Raw genomic sequence first — 19782 nt, 5'->3', positions numbered from 1 at the left:
CTGAGGGGTCTCAGATAGTTCGGGGGGACACGATGCGCCAGCGCCGAGAGCGTGACAGCCTGAAGTGGGGAGCGGTTCAGGCGCCCGTCAGGCTCTGGAATTCCGGGCGGCGCTCAGTTCAGCTTCAGGCGGACCCGTTCGCGATGGGCCCGGGCGGCCAGCGCCGCGCCGCCGTCCAGGGAGGAGGCCTGGGCCAGGGCCTGCAGGGCGCCGGCCAGGGCTCCCTGGCCCTCGCGGGCGGCGGCGACGTCCAGCCAGGGGCGGTGATCCAGGGGGTCCAGCAGGGCCCGGCGCAGGGCGGCCCGCTCGGCCCGGGCGAAGTCGCCGGCGGCGGACGCGCGGGCGAAGATGTTGTTCTGCAGCCGGATCAGCACCGCCCGGTCGGGGGCCGGGGCCATCAGCCGGTCGAGCCGGTCGGCGACATTGGGGGTGAGGCCGGCGTGCAGGGCCCGGCGCGTCAGCTCCGAGGGCAGGACCACCCGCCCCTCCGCATAGGGGTCCAGGGCCAGCGGCCCCTCCTGGGTCTCGATGCGCAGCAGGAAGTGGCCGGGGAAGTCGACCCCCTGGACGCTCAGGCCGCATCGGCGCGAGACGTGCAGGTAATAGACCCCGAGCGCCACCGGCAGGCCCTTGCGCCGCTCGGCGACGGCCAGGATGTCGGCGTTGTCGGGGTGTTCGTAGGTGAAGAGGTCGCCCCCCAGGCCGAGGTCGCCGGCCATGGCCTCGGCCAGGGCCTCCTCCGGGCTTTCGCTCGCCAGGCGCTGGGTCAGGCGGTCGACCCCGACCTCGCCGAGGTCGCGGGCGGCCTGGGCGTCCCGGCTGGGATCCTCGTGCAGGGCGCAGGCGATGGCCGCTTCCAGCAGGGGAAAGTCCCCGTCAACGCACTGACCCGCCTGGGTCAGATAGGTCTCGGCGTCCTCACGAGTCATGCAGACAAAACCCTTACGCGCCTCTCCAGGCGTCGGGACTATGTCTCGGAAGTCTGCCGGGCGCGAGGGCGATCAGGTCCAGGCGCACCGCGGCCTTCTGCAGGGCCGGCCGCCGGGCCGCCAGGGTGGCTCCGGCGCGGCGCAGGCGGGCCCGCTGATCGGCGCTCACCGCCTCCAGGGCCGCCAGCATCGTGGTCCTCTGCTTGACCTCCACAACCGCCAGGACCCCGCCGCGCAGGGCCAGCAGGTCGATCTCGGCCTGGGGGGTCTTCAGGCGGAAGCCCAGGATGCGGTAGCCCTTCAGCATCAGCCAGACCGCCGCCCAGATCTCCGCACGGCGTCCGGAAAGCCGCGCCGCCGCGCCCCGGGCCTGGCGGATCGGGTTCACGGCTTGTCCGCCTTCAGCTCCATGGCCCGGCGATAGAGGTCGCGACGGGGCAGACCCAGGGCCTTGGCCACCTCGCCGGCGGCGTCGGCCGTGCCCAGGCGCTCCAGGGCCTGGCGCAGGGCGGTGTCGACGTCGGCGGCGGTGGCGGCTTCCTCCCGGCCCGGCCCCACGACGATGACGAACTCGCCCTTCGGCGCCGAGAACCGCTTGTCGGCGGCCAGCACGTCCAGGGGCGCGCGGGTGACCGTCTCGTAGAGCTTGGTCAGCTCCCGGGCCACGGCGGCCTCGCGGGGGCCGAAGACGGCGGCCATGTCGGCCAGGCTGGCGGCCACGCGGCTGCCGCCCTCGAAGAAGACCAGGGTGGCGCGCAGGCCGGCCAGCTCCTCGAGGAAGGTCCGGCGCGCCGCGCTCTTGGGGGGCGGGAAGCCGGCGAACAGGAAGCGGTCGGTGGGCAGGCCGGCCACGCTCAGCCCCGCCAGCAGGGCCGAGGCGCCGGGGATCGGATAGACCGGCAGGCCCTCGGCCATCGCCTCGCGGGCCAGGCGGTAGCCGGGGTCGGAGACCAGGGGCGTGCCGGCGTCGGAGACCAGGGCGACGCGCCCGCCCTCGCTGAGGACCTGCAGGGCCTTGGGCCCGGCCCGATCGGCGGAGTGCTCGTCATAGCGCTCCAGCTTCTTGGACAGGCCATAGGCGGCCAGCAGCTTGCCGGCCACGCGGGTGTCCTCGGCCAGGACCAGGTCGGCGGCGGAGAGCACGTCCAGGGCGCGCAGGGTGATGTCCCGCAGGTTCCCGATCGGGGTGGCCACCAGATAGAGGCCCGGCGCCAGGGGCGCGTCGGACAGGGCGGGGGGCGGCGGGCGGGGGGACATGGGCCAAGGCTTCGCCGGTCAGGGCCTCGATGGCAACCCTTCAGGCCAGGGCCAGCCGGCTGGTGACCCAGTTCAGCACCAGGCGGCCGGCCGGCGTGGCGCGCAGGCGGGCGGCGTCCGGGGCGATCAGCCCGGCCTCCGTCAGGCGCGCCACCTCCGGGGTCTCCGGCGTCAGGGCCAGGGCGGCCAGCTCGGCGAAGGGAACCCCCTCCTCGATCCTCAGGCCCGCCAGCAACCGCTCCTCGGCGGCCTGCTCGGGGGTGAGGGCCTCCCCCGTGGCCCAGCCCAGGCCGGTCTCGGCGACCCGGGCGATGTAGTCGGCGGGACGGGCGGCGGCGAGGGTGGCGGTGCGCGCGCCCGAGAGCGTCAGGCGGCCGTGGGCGCCGGGTCCGACCCCCACATAGTCCTGGCCCCGCCAGTAGACGAGGTTGTGCCGCGAGCGGGCGGCCGGCCCGCGGGCGTGGTTGGAGACCTCGTAGGCGGAAAAGCCCGCAGCGGTCAGGGTCTCCTGGGTCACGTCGAACAGCTCGGCGGCCAGGTCTTCCCCCGGCGGAACCAGGGTCCCGCGTCTCACGGCCCGGTCGAAGGCGGTGTCGGCCTCGATGGTGAGCTGGTAGGGCGAGAGATGCTCGGCCCCCAGGTCGATGGCCTGGGCGAGTTCGGCGCGCCAGGCCACCGGGGTCTGGGCGGGGCGGGCGTAGATCAGGTCCAGCGACAGGCGGGGAAAGACCCTGGCCCCCAGGGCCGCGGCGCGGCGGGCCTCGTCGGCCCCATGGTTGCGCCCCAGCATCGCCAGGCTGGCGTCGTCCAGGGCCTGGACCCCCAGCGACAGGCGCTGGACGCCGGCGGCGGCGAAGCCCGAAAACCGCCCGGCCTCTGCGTCGGTGGGATTGGCCTCCAGGCTGACCTCCAGATCCGCGGCCGGGGTCCAGAGGCTGGCGCAGAGGGCGATCATCTCGCCCGCCCAGTCGGGGTCCATCAGGGAGGGGGTGCCGCCGCCCAGGAAGATCGAGGTCAGCTCGCGGGGGCCGGTCAGCTCGCGGTGGCGGCGCAGGTCGGCGAGGATGGCGGTCTTCAGGGCGGCCTGTTCCTCACCCCGGCCGCGGTCGCGCAGGACGTTGAAGTCGCAATAGGGGCAGATCCGGGCGCAGTAGGGCCAGTGGATATAGACCCCCAGCGGCGTCAAAGGATGGCGGCCTTGAGCTTGGCGAAGGCCAGAGCCCGATGGCTCATGGCGTCCTTGGCGGCGGGGTCCATCTCCCCGAAGGTCTGGTGGTGGCCCAGGGGCGTGAAGATGGGGTCATAGCCGAAGCCCAGGGTCCCGCGCCCCGGGAAGGTGAGGGTTCCGTCGATCCGGCCCTCCACCACCACCGCGGGGCCGTCCGGCCAGGCGACGGCCAGCGCGCAGGTGAACCAGCAGGAGGGGTCCTCCGACCCCGAGGCCTCGACCCGCTCCTCCACCTTGCCCATCGCCTGGCTGAAGTCCTTCCCGGGTCCCGCCCAGCGGGCCGAGAAGATGCCCGGCGCCCCGTCCAGGGCGGCCACCGACAGGCCGGAATCGTCGGCGAGCGCGATCCGGCCGCTGGCCTGGGCCGCGGCGCGGGCCTTGAGCAGGGCGTTGCCGGCGAAGGTGGTCTCGGTCTCGTCGGGTTCGGCCAGGCCCAGCTCGCCGGCGCTCACCAGGGAAAACCGGTTCTCCAGGATGGCGGCCAGCTCCTTGAGCTTGCCCGGGTTGTGGGTCGCCACCACCAGCCGCGCGCCGGGTTCGAGCTTGAGCGCCATGGGAAGACCTCCGGTTTCGTCGGGACGGCGGACCATAGTCGCGCGACGCGACCCGTTCAATTGCAAGGGGTTGGCGCACATGTCGGCGGCCGCAGAAGGAACATTACCAATGTTTCATATCGTTTTTCGATAATTTCCTTGATCGAAAAGCGATGCGTCCGTATTGACTAACGACATGGACGGCGACCGGCCGCCCGCACACACACAACCGCCTCGGCGGCCAAGATGGAGATGAAGAGATGTTTTCGCCCGTGATGACTTGGATGGACCGCGCCCTGATGCAGGTCGTGGTGGTTCTCGCCGCCCTGCCGGTGCTGGCCTTGGTGACCGAGGCCCTGGTCCGCTAAGCTCCCATGCTGAAGTTTGACGCTTCCCGCCGCCAGCCGCCGCGTTGGCGGCGGAGCCATCCGAGCGGGGAGATAAGGTTGATGCGCGCCCTGGGGCCCGGCTCGGTTTCGAGCTTCCTGAAGATCATCCTCGATGTGGTCTATGTCGCCCTGTGGATCGGGATCGGCGTGGTGGGCCTGCTGATGCTGGCGGCCCTGCTGCTGAGCTTCAATCCCGACCTGATCGGCCGCCTGTCCCTCAGCGTCGAGGGCGCCAAGGTGATCAGCCGCGGCCCGGTCCTGGCCGGCGGCCTGCTGGCGGCGGCCCTCTACATGGCCGGCCTGCAGGTGATCGTCGCCCGCCTGCGTCAGATCTTCGCCACCCTGACCGCCGGCGATCCTTTCCACCCCGACAATGTGCTGCGCCTGCGGGTGATCGGCCTGGCGCTGGGCAGCCTGGAGCTGGTGCGCTACTGCGTCCGCTTCGCCGGCCAGTGGCTCGACCTGGCCCAGACCAAGGACAGCCAGGGCCTCAGCCTGACGGCCTGGTTCTCGGTCCTGGTGGTGTTTGTCCTGGCCGAGGTGTTCCGCGAAGGCGCGCGCCTGCGCCGCGAAGCGGAGCTGACGATCTAATCATGCCCATTCGTGTCCTGCTCGACCGCGTGCTGCTGGAACGCCGCATGTCGCTCACCGAACTCGCCGACCGGGTCGGCGTCACCATCGCCAACCTGTCGATCCTGAAGACCGGCAAGGCCCGCGCCGTGCGCTTCTCCACCCTGGCGGCCCTGTGCCGCGAGCTGGATTGCCAGCCCGGCGACCTGCTGCACTACGAACCCGGCCCCGCCGACGACCTGCCGGACGATGACGACGGCGGGTAACAGCGACGTGATGCCGCAGTGCGATGTGGTTTTTGCGCACGAAGGTGCAAAAAATGCGACTGAGCGGTGCTTAGATATTGTCAGGTAAGGGATTGGCTCTTATATGCACTGCAACATTTGCTGCATTGCACAAAGGAGCTCCCCATGGCTCGCGCCCTTGAAAACCTGATCGACCGCCTGATGGCGCCCTTCGCCGAAGAGCTGGCCCGCCTGCCCGCCTCGGCCTTCCGGCAGCTGCTGAACGGTCTCTAAGCAGGTAGCCCGCCGCCCTCGGGCGGCGGCCGCATTCGAACAGGCGGTCCCTCGCGGGGCCGCCTGTTTTGCGTTCCGGCGTCCTACTTGCGGGCCGCGGCCTCGAGCTGCAGTTCGCAGAGTTCGCCGATGCCCTTGCGGGCCAGGGCGAACAGGGCCTCGAATTCGCCCTGGCTGAAGCCGCGCTTCTCGCCGGTGGCCTGGATCTCGACGATGTCGCCCGATCCGGTCAGCACGAAGTTGGCGTCGGCCTCGGCGTTGGAGTCCTCTTCGTACTCCAGGTCCAGGACCGGGGTGCCGTTGTAGATGCCGCAGGAGATGGCCGCGACCTGGTCGGTGATCGGGTCGGTGGTCACCAGCCCTTCCTCCATCAGGTAGTTCACCGCCCGGCGCAGGGCGATCCAGGCGCCGGTGATGGCCGCCGTCCGGGTGCCGCCGTCGGCCTGCAGGACGTCGCAGTCTAGGGAGATCTGGCGCTCGCCCAGCAGGGTCGGGTTGATCACCGCGCGCATGGAGCGGCCGATCAGCCGCTGGATCTCCTGGGTGCGGCCCGACTGCTTGCCCTCGGCGGCCTCGCGGCGGCCGCGGGTGTGGGTGGCGCGCGGCAGCATGCCGTACTCGGCGGTGACCCAGCCCTGGCCGCGGCCGCGCATGAAGCCCGGCACCCGGTCCTCCACGCTGGCGGTGATCAGCACCTTGGTGTGGCCGAAGGTGATCAGGCAGGAGCCCTCGGCGTAGCGGTTGACCCCGGTTTCGATGGTCACGGCGCGAAGAAGCTCGGGGGTACGGTCGGAAGGGCGCATGGGAAGGGCTCGGATAAGAGCGCGACGTCTTGCGCCGCAGTGGGTCGGGCTTATCCTAGATCACAGAGGTTCCGTCCATGGTTCTGACCTGCCCACGCCACCAACCTTGACCAGCTCGCTGTTGACCGGCGGGCCGTCGCTCGCCGAACTGGACGAGCGCGCCCGCGACATCTTCCGCCGCGTCGTGGAAAGCTATCTGGAGACCGGCGACCCGGTCGGCTCGCGCACCCTGTCCAAGGGCGGGGTCCACCTGTCGCCGGCCTCGATCCGCAACACCATGCAGGACCTGACCCAGCTGGGCCTACTGGGCGCGCCCCATGTCAGCGCCGGTCGGCTGCCGACCCATGCCGGCCTGCGGCTGTTCGTCGACGGCCTGATGGAGGTCGGCGACGTCGGCGAGGAGGAGCGGCGCACCATCGAGGCCCGGCTCACCGGCCGCGGCCAGACCTTCGACGACGCCCTGAACGAGGCCAGCGCCATTCTCTCCGGCCTGGCCGGCGGGGCCGGGGTCGTCGTCACGCCGGTGCGCGACGCCGGGGTCAAACACGTGGAGTTCGTCTCTCTGTCGGCCGACCAGGCGCTCGCCGTCATGGTCTTCGACGACGGGGCGGTGGAGAACCGGCTGATGTCCCTGGCCGCCGGGGTCACCCCCAGCGCCCTGCAGGAAGCCTCCAACTTCCTCAACACCCGCCTGCGGGGCAAGACCCTGGTGGAGGCCGGCCGCGAGATGCGCACCGAACTGGAGGCCGCGCGCCGCCAGCTCAACGAGACCGCCGCCCGCCTGGTGGAGGACGGCCTGGCCGCCTGGGGCGGGGGTGAGGTGGCCGAGCGGGCCCTGATCGTGCGGGGCCGCGGCAACCTCCTGGCCGACCCGGAGACCCTGGAGGACCTCGAGCGCGTTAGAATGCTGTTCGATGATCTGGAGCAAAAGGAACAGCTCATCGGTCTGCTAGACGGGGTGAACGCGGCCCAGGGCGTGCGCATCTTCATCGGGGCCGAAACGCGACTGTTTTCGCTTTCGGGTTCCGCCGTGATCGCCGCGCCCTATATGACGGGCCGACAGAAGGTGCTGGGCGCGATCGGCGTGATCGGTCCGGCCCGGCTCAACTATGCCCGGGTCATCCCGCTGGTGGACTATACCGCCCGCGTGCTGTCCCAGGTCCGAGAACGCGTGAAGGATTGAACATGTCCGACGATCAAACGCCGGCTGAAGAGCTCAACGAATTCGCCGATGCGGCGGTGGACCAGATCGAGGCCCTGAAGGCCGAGGTCCAGGGCCTGAAGGAACAGGTGCTGCGCTACGCCGCCGAGGCGGAGAACACCCGCCGCCGCGCCGAGCGCGAGGCCAATGACGCGCGCGCCTACGCCATCCAGAAGTTCGGCAAGGACCTGCTGGGCGCCGCCGACAACCTGGCTCGCGCGCTCACCGCCGCCCCGGCCGACAGCGCCGACACGGTGGTGAAGAACTTCGTGGTGGGCGTGGAGATGACCGCCAAGTCCCTGCAGAGCGCCTTCGAGAGCAATGGCCTCAAGAAGATCGAGCCCGACAAGGGGACCAAGTTCGACCCCCACCAGCACCAGGCGATGATGGAGCAGCCCTCCACGGAGGTGGCCGGCGGCGGCGTCCTCCAGGTGCTGCAGCCGGGCTATGAGCTGCTGGGCCGGCTGATCCGCCCGGCCATGGTGGTGGTGGCCGCCAAGGGCTCCACCGGACCGTCCCCGGCCGGCGAACCCACGGGCGTGGCCAATCCCTACGCGGCCCAGGACGCCGCCCACGGCGACGACGACGCCGGCGGGGCGGTGGACACCAAGGCCTAGGCGCGCGCTCTTCCTCTCCCCGTTCAGGGGGAGAGGGCAGGGTGAGGGGGCGCGCAGCAGGGCTGCGCGTCACGACGCCGGAGCAACAACGGACCTTCAGCGAGAGCCCTCACCCTACCCTCTCCCGCGAGCGGGAGAGGAAGGCGGGATCTTAGGCCTTCGCGTCCGGTTTGCGCATGCGGATCAGGCCTTCCTGGGTGACCGAGGCGACCAGGTCGCCCTTGCGGTCGAAGATCGAGCCGCGCACGAAGCCGCGGCCGCCCGACGCCGAGGGGCTGTCCTGGTGATAGAGGTGCCATTCGTTGAAGTTGGACGGCTTGTGGAACCACATGGCGTGGTCGAGGCTGGCCGACTGCAGGCCCGGCGTCTGCCATTCCACCCGGTGCGGCCGCATGGCGGTGGACAGCATGTTCATGTCCGACGCATAGGCCATGATCACCTGGTGCATGTGCGGATCGGTCCCGATCGGGGCGCGGCAGCGGAACCAGACGCTGTTCTCGGCGGGCTTGGGGCCCTTGTTGAAGAACGGGTTGCCGTCGACGGCGCGCATCTCGATGGGCCGCGGACGCGACATCATCTTGCGCATCTCCGGCGGGGCCTTCTCCAGCATCTTCTTCTGCTGCTCGGCCTCGCTGGGCAGGTCGTCGGGGCCGGGCACGTCGGGCATCGGCGCCTGGTGCTCGAAGCCCTCCTCCACCACCTGGAAGGAGGCGGCCAGGTTGAAGATCTGCTTGCCGTTCTGGATGGCCACCACCCGCCGCGTGGTGAAGGTGCCGCCGTCGCGGGAGCGGTCGACGTCGAAGACGATGGGAATCTGCGGATCGCCCGGACGGATGAAGTAGCAGTGCAGGGAGTGGCAGACCCGGTCCTCGACCGTCTCATAGGCCGCCAGCAGGGACTGGCCGATCACCTGGCCCCCGAAGATCCGGCCCGGACCCATGGACGGGCTGACGCCCCGGAACAGGTTCAGCTCCAGACGTTCCAGCGACAGGGTCTCGATCAGGCTCTCGGGCGTGTCCATATGGGTCTCGAAATATGCTGCAAGTGCGAAAGGCGACGGATTAGGCCCATAGGGCGGCTCGGGCAAGGCGGTAGAAATCCCCGCCCGCATGGTCCAAAAGCCGCAGATGTCCTTCGACGCCACCGTCCTGACCATGTTTCCCGAGGCCTTTCCGGGCCCGCTCGGCGTCTCGCTGATCGGCACGGCCTGGCGCGAGCAGGGGCTCTGGACCCTGGAAACGGTGGACATTCGCCAGTTTTCCAAGGATAAGCGCGGCTTCCTCGACGACACCCCCGCGGGTGGCGGTCCGGGACAGGTGATGCGAGCGGACGTCATCGCCTCTGCGCTGGACAGCGTGGAGCGGCGAGGGCGGCCGCTTTTATATATGAGCGCCCGGGGCAAGCCCCTGACCCAGGCGCGCGTGAAAGAGTGGGCGGCGGGCCCGGGACTGATCGTCCTGGCCGGCCGGTTCGAGGGGGTGGACCAGAGGGTGCTCGACGCCCGAGGGTTCGAGGAGGTCGCCGTCGGCGACGCGGTGCTCGCCGGTGGCGAGGCCGCGGCCCTGGTGACGATCGAGGCGTGCGTACGGCTGGTCCCGGGTGTGTTGGGGCAGGCCGAGAGCTTGAGTGAAGAAAGCTTCGAGGACGGGCTCCTTGAAGGTCCGCAATATACGCGACCGCGGACGTTCGAAGGCCTGGATATCCCCGAGGTGCTGCTGAGCGGCCATCACGCCCTGGTGCGGAAGTGGCGGGGCGAGCAGCGAGAAGAGACGACGCGGAAGCAGCGGCCGGACTTGTGGGCGCGGCGAACCGCCAATCAACAGCCAAAGGGCGATTAAGCCCGAAGACCCAAGGACTGAACGATGAACATCATCCAGCAGCTCGAAGACGAAGAGCGCAACCGCCTCCTCGCCACCCGCACCATCCCGGACTTCCAGGCCGGCGACACCCTGCGCGTGAACGTGAAGATCAAGGAAGGCGAGCGCGAGCGCGTTCAGGCCTATGAAGGCGTCTGCATCGCCCGTCAGGGCGGCGGCATCAACGAGAGCTTCACCGTCCGCAAGATCTCCTTCGGCGAGGGCGTGGAGCGGGTGTTCCCGACCCACTCGCCGATGATCGAATCCATCGAGGTGAAGCGTCGCGGCGTCGTCCGTCGCGCCAAGCTCTATTACCTGCGCGACCGTCGCGGGAAGTCGGCCCGGATCGCCGAACGCTCCTACACCGGCGGCGCGCCCAAGCCGGACACCGTGGCCCCGGCGGAAACCGCCGAGGACTAAGGTCTTCCGAGCCTATGAGTTTCAAGCGGCGGCCCTGGCGACGGGGCCGCCGTTTTCGTTTGCGGCGGTGAGGCCCTGGCCCCCTCCGTCTCGCCGCTGTTCGCGCCGATCCACCTCCCCCAGACCGCAGGCCGTATCGGGGGAGGTGGCGCGCGCGTCAGCGCGTGACGGAGGGGGCTGGGGCTTATCCGCCCTCCACCCACGCCTTCCAGGCCTTCATCACCGGCATGAAGTCGGTGGGCTGTTTCTCGTATTGCAGGACATCATCCGCGAACCGCACCCAGGGCTGGGCGCTGGACACCCAGAAGGCCGAGACCGGGTGAAGCCAGCCGGTGTCGTCCAGCGTTCCGGGCCGAATGGTCACCGAATGAGGCCCGCCCGGCGGCTCGGTGAAGATCCGGGTCCCGCAGTCTGGGCAGAACCGCTGCGGGATCACCGTGCCGGACGCGGCCTTGCGCAGCCAGGTCGCCGGCTCGCCGCGGGTGACCTCGAAGTCCTTGCGGAACACCGGCATGGCCATGGAGAAGGCGCTGGCGGTCAGCTTCTGGCAGTCGGTGCAGTGGCAGGTGTAGACCGCGATCGGCGGGGCGTTCAGCCGGTAGCGCAGCGCGCCGCAGGCGCAGCCGCCCTCGATGGGAAAGGCCGGCAGGCGGCTCATGCGGGGGGCCTTTCCAGATATTGGGGCAGGCCGTCGTCGAGCTTCAGCCAGGCGAGTTTGGTGGAGGTGAAGATGTGCATGTCGGGCGCGATGGCGTCCGGGTCATCCAGGGTCGCCAGGGCGATGGCGATGCGGGCCGGGGGATCGTTGGGCTGGCTGAACACCAGGGTCCCGCAGCGGGCGCAGGAGCGGCGCATCACCCGGGCTGAGGTGGGATAGTCGAGGGTCTCGCCGGTGAGGGTGAGGTCTTCTGCGGCGAACATGGCCCGGGCGAAGAACGGCGCCCCGCCCGCCTTCTGGCACAGCGTGCAGTGGCAGCAGCGCACGTTCAGCGGCTGGCCGCGCGCCTCATAGCGAACCTGGCCGCAGAGGCAGCCGCCCGTCAGGCTCACCGGACCTTGCCCAGATAGTCGCCGAACCCCGCCACCAGGTGATCGAACATCAGGCGCATGCGGCGGCTGCCCTTCAGGTTCTCGTGCATGGCGATCCAGCACTCCAGCTCGAAGGAGAAGGCGTTGGCCAGGACCGGCACCAGGCCGTCGCGCCGGGCGATCTGATGCTGCACCCCGCCGATCCCCATGCCGGCGCGGATGGCGGAGACCTGGGCGGCGTCATTGTCGGTGCGGAAGGCGAAGACGTCGCGGGTGATCGGCCGGGGGAAGTCGATGCCGGCCAGGGCCTCCAGGGCCGGGCGCTCGCGGTCGAAGCCGCAGAGGGTGTGGTTCTCCAGGTCGTCCAGGCTCTGGGGCATGCCGCGCCGGTCAATATAGCCCTGGGTGGCGTAGAACCCGACCCCCAGCATGCCGATCTTGCGGGCCACCAGGGCGCCCTGGGTGGGCCGGGCCATGCGCACGGCGATGTCGGCGTCGCGGCGCGACAGGTCCTCGATCTTGTTGGACAGCACCAGCTCGATGGAGATGTCGGGATGCCGCTCCATGAACCCAGCCAGGATCTGGGGCAGCACCTCGACGCCAACGATCAGGCTGGCGGCGATGCGGATCGAACCCTTCTCGCTGTCGGCCGAGCCCGAGGCGTCGCGCGCGGCGGCGGCGGCGGCGGCGTGCATCTCCTCCAGGTGGGTCTTGAGGCTGACGGCCAGGTCCGTGGGGGTCAGGCCGCGCGGGCTGCGCAGGAACAGCGGGGCGCCCAGCTGCTGCTCCAGGGCCTCGATGTGCCGGCCGATGGTGGGCTGGGTCAGGCCCCGGGCGCGGGACGCCGCCGACAGGCTGCCAGCCTGCAGCACGGCGTGGAGGCTCTGATAGAGGTCCCAGGTCGGATCGCTCATGCGCCTATGAATAGCTGAGTCACGGATATCCGCAATTTCGTTTGAGCTCCCGGTCGCCGATCCTTGGTCTCTGAACAGGAGATGGCGACATGGCGACCTCAGACAAGACCGCCCTGGTGATCGGGGCCACGGGATCGGTGGGCGGCGAGGTGGCCGCGGCCCTGCTGGCGCGGGGCTGGCGCGTGCGCGGCCTGCACCGCGATCCGGCCCGGGCGGCCCGCGAGGCGGTGGGCCTGGAGCGCATCGAATGGGTGAAGGGCGACGCCCTGTCGGCCGCCGAGGTGACCGCCGCGGCGCAGGGCGCGAGCGTGATCGTCCACGCCGCCAACCCGCCGGGCTACAGGAATTGGGCGGGCCTGCTCCTGCCGATGATGGAGGCCAGCATCGCCGCGGCCAAGGCTGCCGGCGCGCGGATCCTGCTGCCGGGCAATGTCTACAACTACGGGCCCGACGCCTTCCCGACGATCACGGAGGACTCCCCGCAGAACCCAAGGACCCGCAAGGGGGCGATCCGGGTGGCGATGGAGCAGCGGCTGCACGCCGCCGGGGTGCGGAGCCTGATCGTGCGGGCCGGCGACTTCTTCGGTCCGGTGAGCGGCTCCTCCTGGCTGACCGAGGGGATCGTGGCCAAGGACAAGCCCCTGAGGTCGGTGAGCTATCCCGGTCCGCGTGAGATCCGCCACACCTGGGCCTATCTGCCCGACCTCGCCGCCGCCATGGCGCGGCTGGCCGAGATCGAGCCCACCCTGCCCGACGTGGCGGTCTACAATTTCGGCGGCCACCAGGTCACCGGCGACGACCTGGTCGCGGCCCTGGAGCGGGTGGCGGGGCGCCGGCTGGCGGTGAAGCGGATTCCCTGGCTGGCCATGCGGGCGGTCGCCCCCTTCGTGGAGACCCTGCGGGAGATGCTGGAGATGCGCTACCTCTGGGATAACGCCGTCCTGCTGGACAATGGCCGGCTGGTGAAAACCCTCGGCGCGGAGCCGCACACGCCCCTCGAAACGGCGCTCAAGGTGGCGCTTCAGGGTCAAGGTTGCCTGCCGACGGACCAAAAGGCCGCGGCCTGAGGCAAATCCTTGCGCGCGGGGTGGTGAAATCGTCGCGGGGCGCTGGACTTAGGCCCCCCTCCGACCCTACATGCCGCCCATGTCCGGCAAGACCCTTTATGACAAGATCTGGGACGCCCACGTCGTTGCGGAGCAAGACGGCGAGGCCATCCTCTATATCGACCTGCACCTGATCCACGAGGTGACGACACCCCAGGCCTTCGCGGGGCTCAGGGCCGCCGGCCGCCCGGTGCGTCGTCCCGACCGCACCCTGGCGGTGGCCGACCACAACGTCCCCACCGAGGGCCAGGCGCTGGGCGTCGGCGCGGTGGCCGACGAGGAGGCGCGCCTGCAGCTCCAGACCCTGGAGCGCAACGTCAAGGACAACCGCATCGAGTTCTTCCCGATGGGGGACATCCGCAACGGCATCGTCCACGTGGTGGGTCCCGAACAGGGCCGCACCCAGCCGGGCATGACCATCGTCTGCGGCGACAGCCACACCTCGACCCACGGCGCCTTCGGGGCGCTCGCCCAAGGCATCGGGACCTCGGAGGTGGAGCATGTGCTGGCCACCCAGACCCTGCGCCAGAAGAAGTCCAAGAACCTGCGGGTGACGGTCAACGGGACCCCAGGTCCCGGGGTCGGCGCCAAGGACTTCGCCCTGGCGATCGTCGGCGCCATCGGCACGGCGGGCGGCACCGGCTCGGTGATCGAATATGCCGGGGAGGCGATCCGTGGCCTGTCCATGGAAGGCCGCATGACGCTCTGCAACCTGGCCATCGAGGCCGGGGCGCGGGCCGGCCTGGTGGCCCCCGACCAGAAGACCTTCGACTACATGATGGGTCGTCCGGCCGCGCCGAAGGGCGCCTCCTGGGAGATGGCGCTCGCCCACTGGAAGACCTTCCAGTCCGACCCCGACGCGTTGTTCGACCGCGAGGTGGTGCTGGACGCCGCCGACATCGCCCCCACCGTCACCTGGGGCACCAGCCCTGAGGACGTGATCCCGGTCACCGGCAAGGTGCCGGCCCCCGAGAGCTTCGCCACCCCCGACAAGCGCGCCTCGGCCGAGCGGGCGCTGGACTATATGGGCCTGGCCGCCGGCCAGCCGATCACCGAGGCCAAGGTGGACGTGGTCTTCATCGGGTCGTGCACCAACAGCCGCATCGAGGACCTGAGGTCCGCCGCCCAGGTGGTGCAGCACGCCTTCCTGAACGGCCGCCTTGTGGCCCCCCACGTGCGGGCCATGGTGGTGCCGGGCTCGGGCCTGGTGAAGGAACAGGCCGAGGAGGAGGGGCTGGACGCCATCTTCAAGGCCGGGGGCTTCGACTGGCGCGAGCCGGGCTGCTCGATGTGCCTGGGGATGAACCCCGACCGCCTGGCGCCAGGGGAACGCTGCGCCTCGACCTCCAACCGCAACTTCGAGGGCCGCCAGGGCCGCGGCGGCCGCACCCACCTGATGAGCCCGGCCATGGCCGCCGCCGCCGCCATCGCCGGCCACATCGTCGACGTGCGCGAGTTCCTGCCGTGATCACGGGCCTGGATCACATCGCGCTGGCGGTGAACGATCTGGACGCGGCGGTGGCCGGCTACCGCGCCCTGCTGGGCCGCGAGCCCAACTGGATCGGCGGCGACGGCGGGGCCCGCCACGCCTGGTTCCAGCTGCCCAACATGGCGCTGGACGTCATCACCCCGCACGGCGAGGGCGCCTTCGGCGACACGATCCGCCGGCACCTGGCCGAGCACGGCGAGGGGATCTGGGCCATCGCCTTCACGGTGGAGAACGCCGCTGCGGCCCAGAAGCTGGCCGAGCGCCGGGGCCTGCGGGGCACGGTTCCCGGACCCACCCGCTCGACCCACGACGACGGCCGCAAGCGCTACTGGACCACCAGCGCCCTGAACGCCGCCGACACCGGCGGCCTTAACATCCTGCTCGTCGACCCACCCCGCAGCGGCGAGCCCTGGCCCTTGTCGCCCGCCATCGACGGCGAGGCCGCGGCGGTGAGCGAGCTGGACCACGTGGTGATCAACACCGCCAATCCCGACCGGGCCCTGGCCATCTATGGCGCCAAGCTCGGCCTCGACCTGCGCCTGGACCGGTCCAACGACCAGTGGGGCGTGCGCCAGCTGTTCTTCCGCTGCGGCTCGGCGGTGGTGGAGATGGGCGCCAGCCTCAAGACCCCGGTGAGCGACGCGCCGGACCGTTTCGGCGGCCTGGCCTGGCGGGTGACCGACGCCGACGCCGCCCAGGCCCGCATCGCCAACGCCGGCTTCGACGTCTCCGAGGTGCGCAAGGGCCGCAAGCCCGGCACCAAGGTCTTCACCCTGCGCGCCGGCGTCCCCGCCGCCCCGGCCCTCCTCATCCAGCAGAACGCCGAAACCGAGACCGCCTAGATGAAAGCCTTCACCAAGCTCGATGCGCGCATGGCGCCGCTGGCCATGGCCAATATCGACACCGACCAGATCATCCCCAAGCAGTTCCTCAAGACCGTGGAGCGCGAGGGCCTGGGCAAGGGGCTGTTCTACGACTTCCGCTTCGACGAGCAGGGCCGCGAGAAGCCCGACTTCGTCCTGAACCGTCCGGAGTACAAGGGCGCGGGCGTCCTGGTGGCGGGCGACAATTTCGGCTGCGGGTCGAGCCGCGAGCACGCCCCCTGGGCCCTGCTGGACTTCGGGATCAGCTGCGTGATCTCGTCCTCCTTCGCCGACATCTTCTACAATAACTGCTTCCAGAACGGCCTGCTGCCGGTGGTCCTGAAACCCGAAGAGGTCCAGGCCCTGATGGAGGAGGCCAAGGGCGGCAACCACCTGGTGACTGTCGACCTGGAGGCCCAGACCGTGGTCTCCCCCTCCGGGGCCGCCTTCAGCTTCCAGATCGACCCGCAGCGCAAGGCCAAGATGCTGCAGGGCCTGGACGCCATCGGCGAGACCCTGGTGGCGGCCAAGGACATCGACGTCTACGAGACCAAGCGCGCCCTGTCGGAGCCCTGGCTGGAGGGCGCATGACCCTGATCATCGCCGGCACGGTCCGCGTGCCGCCGGAGAACCTGGAGCGCTTCAAGCCCCACATGCTGGCCATGCTGAGCGCCAGCCGGGCGGAGGAGGGCTGCCTGGAATACGCCTACGCCCAGGACGTGGCCGATCCCGGCCTGATCCGGGTGTACGAAGCCTGGCGCGACCAGGCCTGCCTCGACGCCCATTTCCAGACGCCGCACATGACGACGTGGCGCGCCGCCTGGCCCCAGTTCGGGGTTGGCGACCGCAGGCTCATCGCCTACGAGACCGCCTCCGAGCGCGCGCTTTAAAGTTCTCTCCAAGGCTCCTGACATGACCGATCTCCTCCTCCTGCCGGGCGACGGCATCGGACCCGAAGTGACCGCCCAGGTGCGCCGCGTCGCCGAGGTGCTGGCGCCTGAGCTCACCCTCGATGAGCGGCTGTTCGGAGGGGCGAGCTATGACGCCCATGGGACCCCGCTCACCGACGAGGCCCTGGCGACGGCGAAAGCCTCCCGCGCGGTGCTGATGGGGGCGGTCGGCGGCCCGCAATGGGCCGGGGTTCCCCGCGACAAGCGGCCCGAGGCCGGCCTGCTGGCCCTGCGCGCCGGCATGGAGGTGTTCGCCAACCTGCGCCCGGCCCTGTGCTTCCAGCCCCTGGCCGACGCCTCCAGCCTCAAGCGCGAGGTGGTGGAGGGCCTGGACTTCATGATCGTCCGCGAGCTCACCGGCGGCATCTATTTCGGCAGCCCACGCTTCATCGAGGACCTGCCGGGCGGCGGCAAGCGCGCCGTCGACACCCAGGTCTACACCACCGCCGAGATCGAGCGGGTGGCCCGGGTCGCCTTCGAACTGGCGCGCGGCCGCCGCAACAAGGTGACCTCGGCCGAGAAGTCCAACGTGATGGATTCCGGCCTGCTCTGGCGCCAGGTGGTCACCGACCTGCACGCCCGCGACTATGCCGATGTCGAGCTGGAGCACATCCTGGCCGACAACGCGGCCATGCAGATCGTCAAGAACCCCAAGCAGTTCGACGTCATGGTCACCGACAACCTGTTCGGCGACATCCTGTCGGACATCTCGGCCCAGCTCACCGGGTCCCTGGGCATGCTGCCGTCGGCGGCGCTGGGCGTGGCGGGCAAGCCCGGCCTCTATGAGCCCATCCACGGCTCGGCGCCGGATATCGCCGGCCAGGGCGTGGCCAATCCGTTGGCCGCCATCCTCTCCTTCGAGATGGCCCTGCGCTGGTCCCTGGACCGCACCGACCTGGCCGACAGACTGTTCGCCGCGGTCAACAAGGCCCTGGAGGACGGCGCCCGGACCCGGGATCTCGGCGGGGCGCTGACCACGGTGCAGATGGGCGACGCGGTCCTGGCGGCGCTCTAGACCCGCCGGTACTCCAGGATCGAGCCGTCCTGGAGCTTGCCCTTCAGGGCGCTCCACACCCCGGCCTCGTCATAGAAGTCGTCGATCTCCGCCTCGCCGCGCACGGCCCACTGGCGGGGCCCGACCTTGCGGGCGGTCACCTTCAGCAGCTTGCCCTCCTGGGGATTGAACAGGGGGCCTGAGAAGACCTCCGGGTTCCAGTGGGTGAAGGGCCGCGCGCCCGCCGGCCCGTTGATCCGGCCCTTGGCGGTCTCGATGACGACGCCGCCCTCGGTGCGGCGGGCGGAGACCCGTTCGGCCTTGCCGTTGGAGTCGGTGGTGGTCTCCAGGCCGGCGAAGCGGCCGCCGCTCCAGCGCTCCACGGCGTGGTGGCGATAGCGGAACACCGGCACGGGACCGAGCTTCACGGTCATGCGCACCTCGGTGGTGACGGTGGGGGAGGCCGGGTCGCCCGAAAAGCTCATCAGGTGCTCGCCGATCCTCGCCCCGTTGCGCAGGACGGTGAAGGTCAGGCGGCGGCTGGCGGGCGCGGCGGCGCGGGCGAGGCCGGGCAGGGCGGCCAGGCCGCCGGCGAGCAGGAGGCGTCGATCGATCATGTCGAACCTACGGGCCGAACCGGGCCGCAGATGCGCTCAGAGGGTCAGCCGCCAGGTCTCCGACACCTGCTCGGGGCCGAGATCGGCGTGGGTCCAGGTCTCGATCAGTTCGAAGCCGGCGGCGGCGTAGATGCCGCGGGCGGCGGTCAGGACCGCATGGGTCCAGAGCACCACCTCGCGGTAGCCGGCCGCCCGGGCGAAGGCGACGCACTCGGCCACCAGCCGCTTGCCCAGGCCCAGGCCGCGGGCCGCGGGGGTGAGCATCAGCAGGCGCAGCTTGGCCTGGCCGGGGGCCTCGCCCTTGACCAGGAAGATCGAGCCCAGCCGCTCGCCGCCGCGTTCGGCGATCCAGCATCGTTCCAGGGCGGGATCGAAGTTGTCGAGGAAGTCGGCGCAGACCCGGGCGGTGAGCGACTCGATGCGGCTGTCCCAGCCATATTCCCGCGTATAGACCTCGCCGTGCTGGGCGATGATCCAGCCCATGTCGCCCGGCCGATGCGGGCGCAGGATCACGTCCGGCGTGGCGGGCGCCTCCAACAGACCCTGGATTTCGGTCACCGCCCGGGTCAGGCGCTCGCGTTGGGGTCCGTCGAGCCCCGCGATCATCCTGGCCACCACCTCATCCGACGCGGCGTTCAGACCCGCGAAGGTCTCGGCGCCCTTGGGCGCCAGGGTGATGGTGATGCTGCGCCCGTCCTCCGGGGAGGGGGCGCGCGCGGTCAGCTCCTCCCGCTCGAACCGCTTGAGGATCCGCGAGAGATAGCCTGCGTCCAGGCCGGTGATCCCACGGATGGCCTTGGGCGTCAGGCCGTCCGGCGCCTGGGCGATCTCGTAGAGCACCCGGCCCTCGGCGACGCTCAGGGGCGTGCCCAGATAGGCCTCCTCCAGCACCCCGATCCGGCGGGTGTAGAAGCGGTTGAAGCCGCGGATGGCGGCGACGGGATCGGGTGGGCTCGGGGTCATGGCGGGCTCCTTCCAGGCCTGAAGGAAACGGCATGTATTTGACGGAGTCAACTATATCCTGGGCGCTTGCCAAGCGTCGCCGGCGCCGGCGATATCGTGGCCAGGATTTGAGGGAATGCGCCGATGGCCCACTGGCTGATGAAGTCCGAGCCCGAGAAGTTCAGCTATGAGGACCTGGTCCGCGACGGGAAGACCGTCTGGGACGGGGTGCGCAACAACCAGGCCGCCCTCTATCTGAAGGCCATGAAGCTGGGCGACGAGGCGCTGTTCTACCATTCCCAGAAGGGGCTGGAGGTGGTGGGGATCTGCAGGGTCTCCCGCGAGGCCTTCCTCGACCCCAGCGACCCGGCGGGCCGCTTCGTGGCCGTGGAGGTGGTCCCGGTCCGGGCGCTGAAGAAGCCCGTCACCCTGGCTCAGATGAAGGCCGATCCGGCGCTGGCCGAGATGAAGATGTTCAAGCAGTTCCGCCTGTCGGTCTGCCCGGTGGAGCCGGCCGAATGGAAGGCGATCCTGGCCATGGCCGGCGAGGCCTGAGG

25 protein-coding genes are annotated in these 19782 nt (G+C 70.5%); 13 read left to right on the top strand and 12 right to left on the bottom strand.

Annotated elements, in window-relative coordinates; translation table 11 throughout:
* Positions 1 to 113: 113 nt before the first annotated feature.
* Genes ACO06I_RS15890 through rdgB form a run of 5 tightly spaced genes read right to left on the bottom strand, consistent with a single transcriptional unit; the run spans position 114 to position 3968 of the window.
* On the bottom strand, positions 114 to 929 hold the full coding sequence (locus ACO06I_RS15890; protein ID WP_421933533.1) for a transglutaminase family protein: 816 nt from the start codon (positions 927 to 929) through the stop codon (positions 114 to 116).
* A 13-nt stretch (positions 930 to 942) separates the two neighbouring features.
* Positions 943 to 1317 carry a YraN family protein gene (locus ACO06I_RS15885; RefSeq protein ID WP_421933532.1) on the bottom strand — a complete coding sequence of 125 codons (375 nt, stop codon included), beginning with the start codon at positions 1315 to 1317 and terminating at the stop codon, positions 943 to 945.
* Positions 1314 to 2186, bottom strand: a complete 873-nt coding sequence (gene rsmI / locus ACO06I_RS15880) for a 16S rRNA (cytidine(1402)-2'-O)-methyltransferase (RefSeq protein WP_421933531.1) — start codon at positions 2184 to 2186, stop codon at positions 1314 to 1316. The genes ACO06I_RS15885 and rsmI overlap by 4 nt, the downstream gene beginning before the upstream one ends.
* Before the next feature lie 40 nt (positions 2187 to 2226).
* Positions 2227 to 3372, bottom strand: coding sequence for a radical SAM family heme chaperone HemW (gene hemW, locus ACO06I_RS15875; RefSeq protein ID WP_421933530.1), 1146 nt, complete (start codon positions 3370 to 3372; stop codon positions 2227 to 2229).
* A complete protein-coding gene (rdgB, locus tag ACO06I_RS15870) occupies positions 3369 to 3968 on the bottom strand; it encodes an RdgB/HAM1 family non-canonical purine NTP pyrophosphatase (protein WP_421933529.1) in 600 nt (199 codons plus the stop codon). The genes hemW and rdgB overlap by 4 nt, the downstream gene beginning before the upstream one ends.
* A 428-nt stretch (positions 3969 to 4396) precedes the next feature.
* Between rdgB and ACO06I_RS15865 the strand changes: the two genes are divergently transcribed.
* Together ACO06I_RS15865 and ACO06I_RS15860 are read left to right on the top strand one after the other, a co-directional pair.
* Positions 4397 to 4927, top strand: coding sequence for a DUF2975 domain-containing protein (locus ACO06I_RS15865; RefSeq protein ID WP_421933528.1), 531 nt, complete (start codon positions 4397 to 4399; stop codon positions 4925 to 4927).
* A gap of 2 nt (positions 4928 to 4929) precedes the next feature.
* A complete protein-coding gene (locus tag ACO06I_RS15860; protein ID WP_421933527.1) occupies positions 4930 to 5172 on the top strand; it encodes a helix-turn-helix domain-containing protein in 243 nt (80 codons plus the stop codon).
* 335 nt (positions 5173 to 5507) lie between these two features.
* Here the strand turns inward: ACO06I_RS15860 and rph are convergent, their stop codons facing one another.
* On the bottom strand, positions 5508 to 6227 hold the full coding sequence (gene rph / locus ACO06I_RS15855) for a ribonuclease PH (protein ID WP_421933526.1): 720 nt from the start codon (positions 6225 to 6227) through the stop codon (positions 5508 to 5510).
* A gap of 106 nt (positions 6228 to 6333) precedes the next feature.
* Between rph and hrcA the strand changes: the two genes are divergently transcribed.
* Both hrcA and grpE read left to right on the top strand, forming a co-directional pair.
* The gene (gene hrcA / locus ACO06I_RS15850; RefSeq protein ID WP_421933525.1) at positions 6334 to 7410 is read left to right on the top strand and encodes a heat-inducible transcriptional repressor HrcA; all 1077 of its coding nucleotides are present in this window, start codon (positions 6334 to 6336) and stop codon (positions 7408 to 7410) included.
* A 2-nt stretch (positions 7411 to 7412) separates the two neighbouring features.
* The gene (gene grpE / locus ACO06I_RS15845; protein WP_421933524.1) at positions 7413 to 8045 is read left to right on the top strand and encodes a nucleotide exchange factor GrpE; all 633 of its coding nucleotides are present in this window, start codon (positions 7413 to 7415) and stop codon (positions 8043 to 8045) included.
* 151 nt (positions 8046 to 8196) lie between these two features.
* On the opposite strand, the gene tesB is transcribed toward grpE, so the two are convergent.
* Complete coding sequence (gene tesB / locus ACO06I_RS15840; RefSeq protein WP_421933523.1) at positions 8197 to 9066, bottom strand: acyl-CoA thioesterase II; 870 nt, start codon at positions 9064 to 9066, stop codon at positions 8197 to 8199.
* Between the two features lie 106 nt (positions 9067 to 9172).
* Between tesB and trmD the strand changes: the two genes are divergently transcribed.
* Positions 9173 to 9883 carry a tRNA (guanosine(37)-N1)-methyltransferase TrmD gene (gene trmD, locus ACO06I_RS15835; RefSeq protein ID WP_421933522.1) on the top strand — a complete coding sequence of 237 codons (711 nt, stop codon included), beginning with the start codon at positions 9173 to 9175 and terminating at the stop codon, positions 9881 to 9883.
* A gap of 24 nt (positions 9884 to 9907) precedes the next feature.
* Positions 9908 to 10321 carry a 50S ribosomal protein L19 gene (gene rplS / locus ACO06I_RS15830; protein WP_421933521.1) on the top strand — a complete coding sequence of 138 codons (414 nt, stop codon included), beginning with the start codon at positions 9908 to 9910 and terminating at the stop codon, positions 10319 to 10321.
* Positions 10322 to 10505: 184 nt separating this feature from the next.
* Here the strand turns inward: rplS and ACO06I_RS15825 are convergent, their stop codons facing one another.
* The 3 genes from ACO06I_RS15825 to ACO06I_RS15815 are packed head-to-tail and all read right to left on the bottom strand — an operon-like array spanning position 10506 to position 12264.
* Positions 10506 to 10979: a GFA family protein gene (locus ACO06I_RS15825; RefSeq protein ID WP_421933520.1), complete on the bottom strand. Its 474-nt coding sequence runs from the start codon at positions 10977 to 10979 to the stop codon at positions 10506 to 10508.
* Positions 10976 to 11371 (bottom strand): GFA family protein, encoded by a 396-nt coding sequence (locus ACO06I_RS15820; protein WP_421933519.1) that lies wholly within the window; start codon positions 11369 to 11371, stop codon positions 10976 to 10978. The genes ACO06I_RS15825 and ACO06I_RS15820 overlap by 4 nt, the downstream gene beginning before the upstream one ends.
* Complete coding sequence (locus tag ACO06I_RS15815; protein WP_421933518.1) at positions 11368 to 12264, bottom strand: LysR family transcriptional regulator; 897 nt, start codon at positions 12262 to 12264, stop codon at positions 11368 to 11370. The genes ACO06I_RS15820 and ACO06I_RS15815 overlap by 4 nt, the downstream gene beginning before the upstream one ends.
* Positions 12265 to 12353: 89 nt before the next feature.
* Between ACO06I_RS15815 and ACO06I_RS15810 the strand changes: the two genes are divergently transcribed.
* The 6 genes from ACO06I_RS15810 (at position 12354) to leuB (ending at position 17687) form a co-directional block, all read left to right on the top strand.
* Entirely contained in the window at positions 12354 to 13331 is a 978-nt protein-coding gene (locus tag ACO06I_RS15810; RefSeq protein ID WP_421933517.1) for an NAD(P)H-binding protein, read from the top strand.
* A 79-nt stretch (positions 13332 to 13410) separates the two neighbouring features.
* Positions 13411 to 14838 (top strand): 3-isopropylmalate dehydratase large subunit, encoded by a 1428-nt coding sequence (leuC, locus tag ACO06I_RS15805; protein WP_421933516.1) that lies wholly within the window; start codon positions 13411 to 13413, stop codon positions 14836 to 14838.
* Positions 14835 to 15701 carry a VOC family protein gene (locus ACO06I_RS15800; protein ID WP_421933515.1) on the top strand — a complete coding sequence of 289 codons (867 nt, stop codon included), beginning with the start codon at positions 14835 to 14837 and terminating at the stop codon, positions 15699 to 15701. The genes leuC and ACO06I_RS15800 overlap by 4 nt, the downstream gene beginning before the upstream one ends.
* A complete protein-coding gene (gene leuD, locus ACO06I_RS15795) occupies positions 15702 to 16313 on the top strand; it encodes a 3-isopropylmalate dehydratase small subunit (protein WP_421933514.1) in 612 nt (203 codons plus the stop codon). It begins immediately after the preceding gene.
* Positions 16310 to 16612 (top strand): putative quinol monooxygenase, encoded by a 303-nt coding sequence (locus tag ACO06I_RS15790; RefSeq protein WP_421933513.1) that lies wholly within the window; start codon positions 16310 to 16312, stop codon positions 16610 to 16612. Before leuD ends, ACO06I_RS15790 begins: the two co-directional genes overlap by 4 nt.
* 22 nt (positions 16613 to 16634) lie before the next feature.
* Complete coding sequence (leuB, locus tag ACO06I_RS15785) at positions 16635 to 17687, top strand: 3-isopropylmalate dehydrogenase (protein WP_421933512.1); 1053 nt, start codon at positions 16635 to 16637, stop codon at positions 17685 to 17687.
* Here the strand turns inward: leuB and ACO06I_RS15780 are convergent.
* On the bottom strand, positions 17684 to 18283 hold the full coding sequence (locus ACO06I_RS15780) for a DUF6134 family protein (RefSeq protein WP_421933511.1): 600 nt from the start codon (positions 18281 to 18283) through the stop codon (positions 17684 to 17686). The genes leuB and ACO06I_RS15780 overlap by 4 nt on opposite strands.
* A 36-nt stretch (positions 18284 to 18319) precedes the next feature.
* Positions 18320 to 19246 carry a bifunctional helix-turn-helix transcriptional regulator/GNAT family N-acetyltransferase gene (locus ACO06I_RS15775; RefSeq protein WP_421933510.1) on the bottom strand — a complete coding sequence of 309 codons (927 nt, stop codon included), beginning with the start codon at positions 19244 to 19246 and terminating at the stop codon, positions 18320 to 18322.
* A gap of 123 nt (positions 19247 to 19369) precedes the next feature.
* On the opposite strand from ACO06I_RS15775, the gene ACO06I_RS15770 reads away from it, so the two are divergent.
* Positions 19370 to 19780 (top strand): EVE domain-containing protein, encoded by a 411-nt coding sequence (locus ACO06I_RS15770; protein ID WP_421933509.1) that lies wholly within the window; start codon positions 19370 to 19372, stop codon positions 19778 to 19780.
* Positions 19781 to 19782: the final 2 nt, after the last annotated feature.

It is taken from the genome of Phenylobacterium sp., from assembly GCF_965229015.1.
In the GTDB taxonomy this organism is placed as follows: domain Bacteria; phylum Pseudomonadota; class Alphaproteobacteria; order Caulobacterales; family Caulobacteraceae; genus Phenylobacterium.
Note: the sequence above shows the minus strand (reverse complement) of the source record. Positions and strands in the feature narration are given on the sequence as shown.

Bases quoted from the DNA above. Each gene is read 5' to 3' on its own strand.
- ACO06I_RS15890 (WP_421933533.1), bottom strand. From the start codon at position 929: ATGACTCGTGAGGACGCCGAGACCTATCTGACCCAGGCGGGTCAGTGC.
- rdgB (WP_421933529.1), bottom strand. From the start codon at position 3,968: ATGGCGCTCAAGCTCGAACCCGGCGCGCGGCTGGTGGTGGCGACCCAC.
- ACO06I_RS15780 (WP_421933511.1), bottom strand. From the start codon at position 18,283: ATGATCGATCGACGCCTCCTGCTCGCCGGCGGCCTGGCCGCCCTGCCC.
- rph (WP_421933526.1), bottom strand. From the start codon at position 6,227: ATGCGCCCTTCCGACCGTACCCCCGAGCTTCTTCGCGCCGTGACCATC.
- ACO06I_RS15865 (WP_421933528.1), top strand. From the start codon at position 4,397: ATGCGCGCCCTGGGGCCCGGCTCGGTTTCGAGCTTCCTGAAGATCATC.
- rplS (WP_421933521.1), top strand. From the start codon at position 9,908: ATGAACATCATCCAGCAGCTCGAAGACGAAGAGCGCAACCGCCTCCTC.
- leuC (WP_421933516.1), top strand. From the start codon at position 13,411: ATGTCCGGCAAGACCCTTTATGACAAGATCTGGGACGCCCACGTCGTT.
- grpE (WP_421933524.1), top strand. From the start codon at position 7,413: ATGTCCGACGATCAAACGCCGGCTGAAGAGCTCAACGAATTCGCCGAT.
- ACO06I_RS15825 (WP_421933520.1), bottom strand. From the start codon at position 10,979: ATGAGCCGCCTGCCGGCCTTTCCCATCGAGGGCGGCTGCGCCTGCGGC.
- ACO06I_RS15860 (WP_421933527.1), top strand. From the start codon at position 4,930: ATGCCCATTCGTGTCCTGCTCGACCGCGTGCTGCTGGAACGCCGCATG.
- ACO06I_RS15810 (WP_421933517.1), top strand. From the start codon at position 12,354: ATGGCGACCTCAGACAAGACCGCCCTGGTGATCGGGGCCACGGGATCG.
- ACO06I_RS15770 (WP_421933509.1), top strand. From the start codon at position 19,370: ATGGCCCACTGGCTGATGAAGTCCGAGCCCGAGAAGTTCAGCTATGAG.
- leuB (WP_421933512.1), top strand. From the start codon at position 16,635: ATGACCGATCTCCTCCTCCTGCCGGGCGACGGCATCGGACCCGAAGTG.
- rsmI (WP_421933531.1), bottom strand. From the start codon at position 2,186: ATGTCCCCCCGCCCGCCGCCCCCCGCCCTGTCCGACGCGCCCCTGGCG.
- leuD (WP_421933514.1), top strand. From the start codon at position 15,702: ATGAAAGCCTTCACCAAGCTCGATGCGCGCATGGCGCCGCTGGCCATG.
- tesB (WP_421933523.1), bottom strand. From the start codon at position 9,066: ATGGACACGCCCGAGAGCCTGATCGAGACCCTGTCGCTGGAACGTCTG.
- ACO06I_RS15790 (WP_421933513.1), top strand. From the start codon at position 16,310: ATGACCCTGATCATCGCCGGCACGGTCCGCGTGCCGCCGGAGAACCTG.
- ACO06I_RS15775 (WP_421933510.1), bottom strand. From the start codon at position 19,246: ATGACCCCGAGCCCACCCGATCCCGTCGCCGCCATCCGCGGCTTCAAC.
- trmD (WP_421933522.1), top strand. From the start codon at position 9,173: ATGTCCTTCGACGCCACCGTCCTGACCATGTTTCCCGAGGCCTTTCCG.
- ACO06I_RS15815 (WP_421933518.1), bottom strand. From the start codon at position 12,264: ATGAGCGATCCGACCTGGGACCTCTATCAGAGCCTCCACGCCGTGCTG.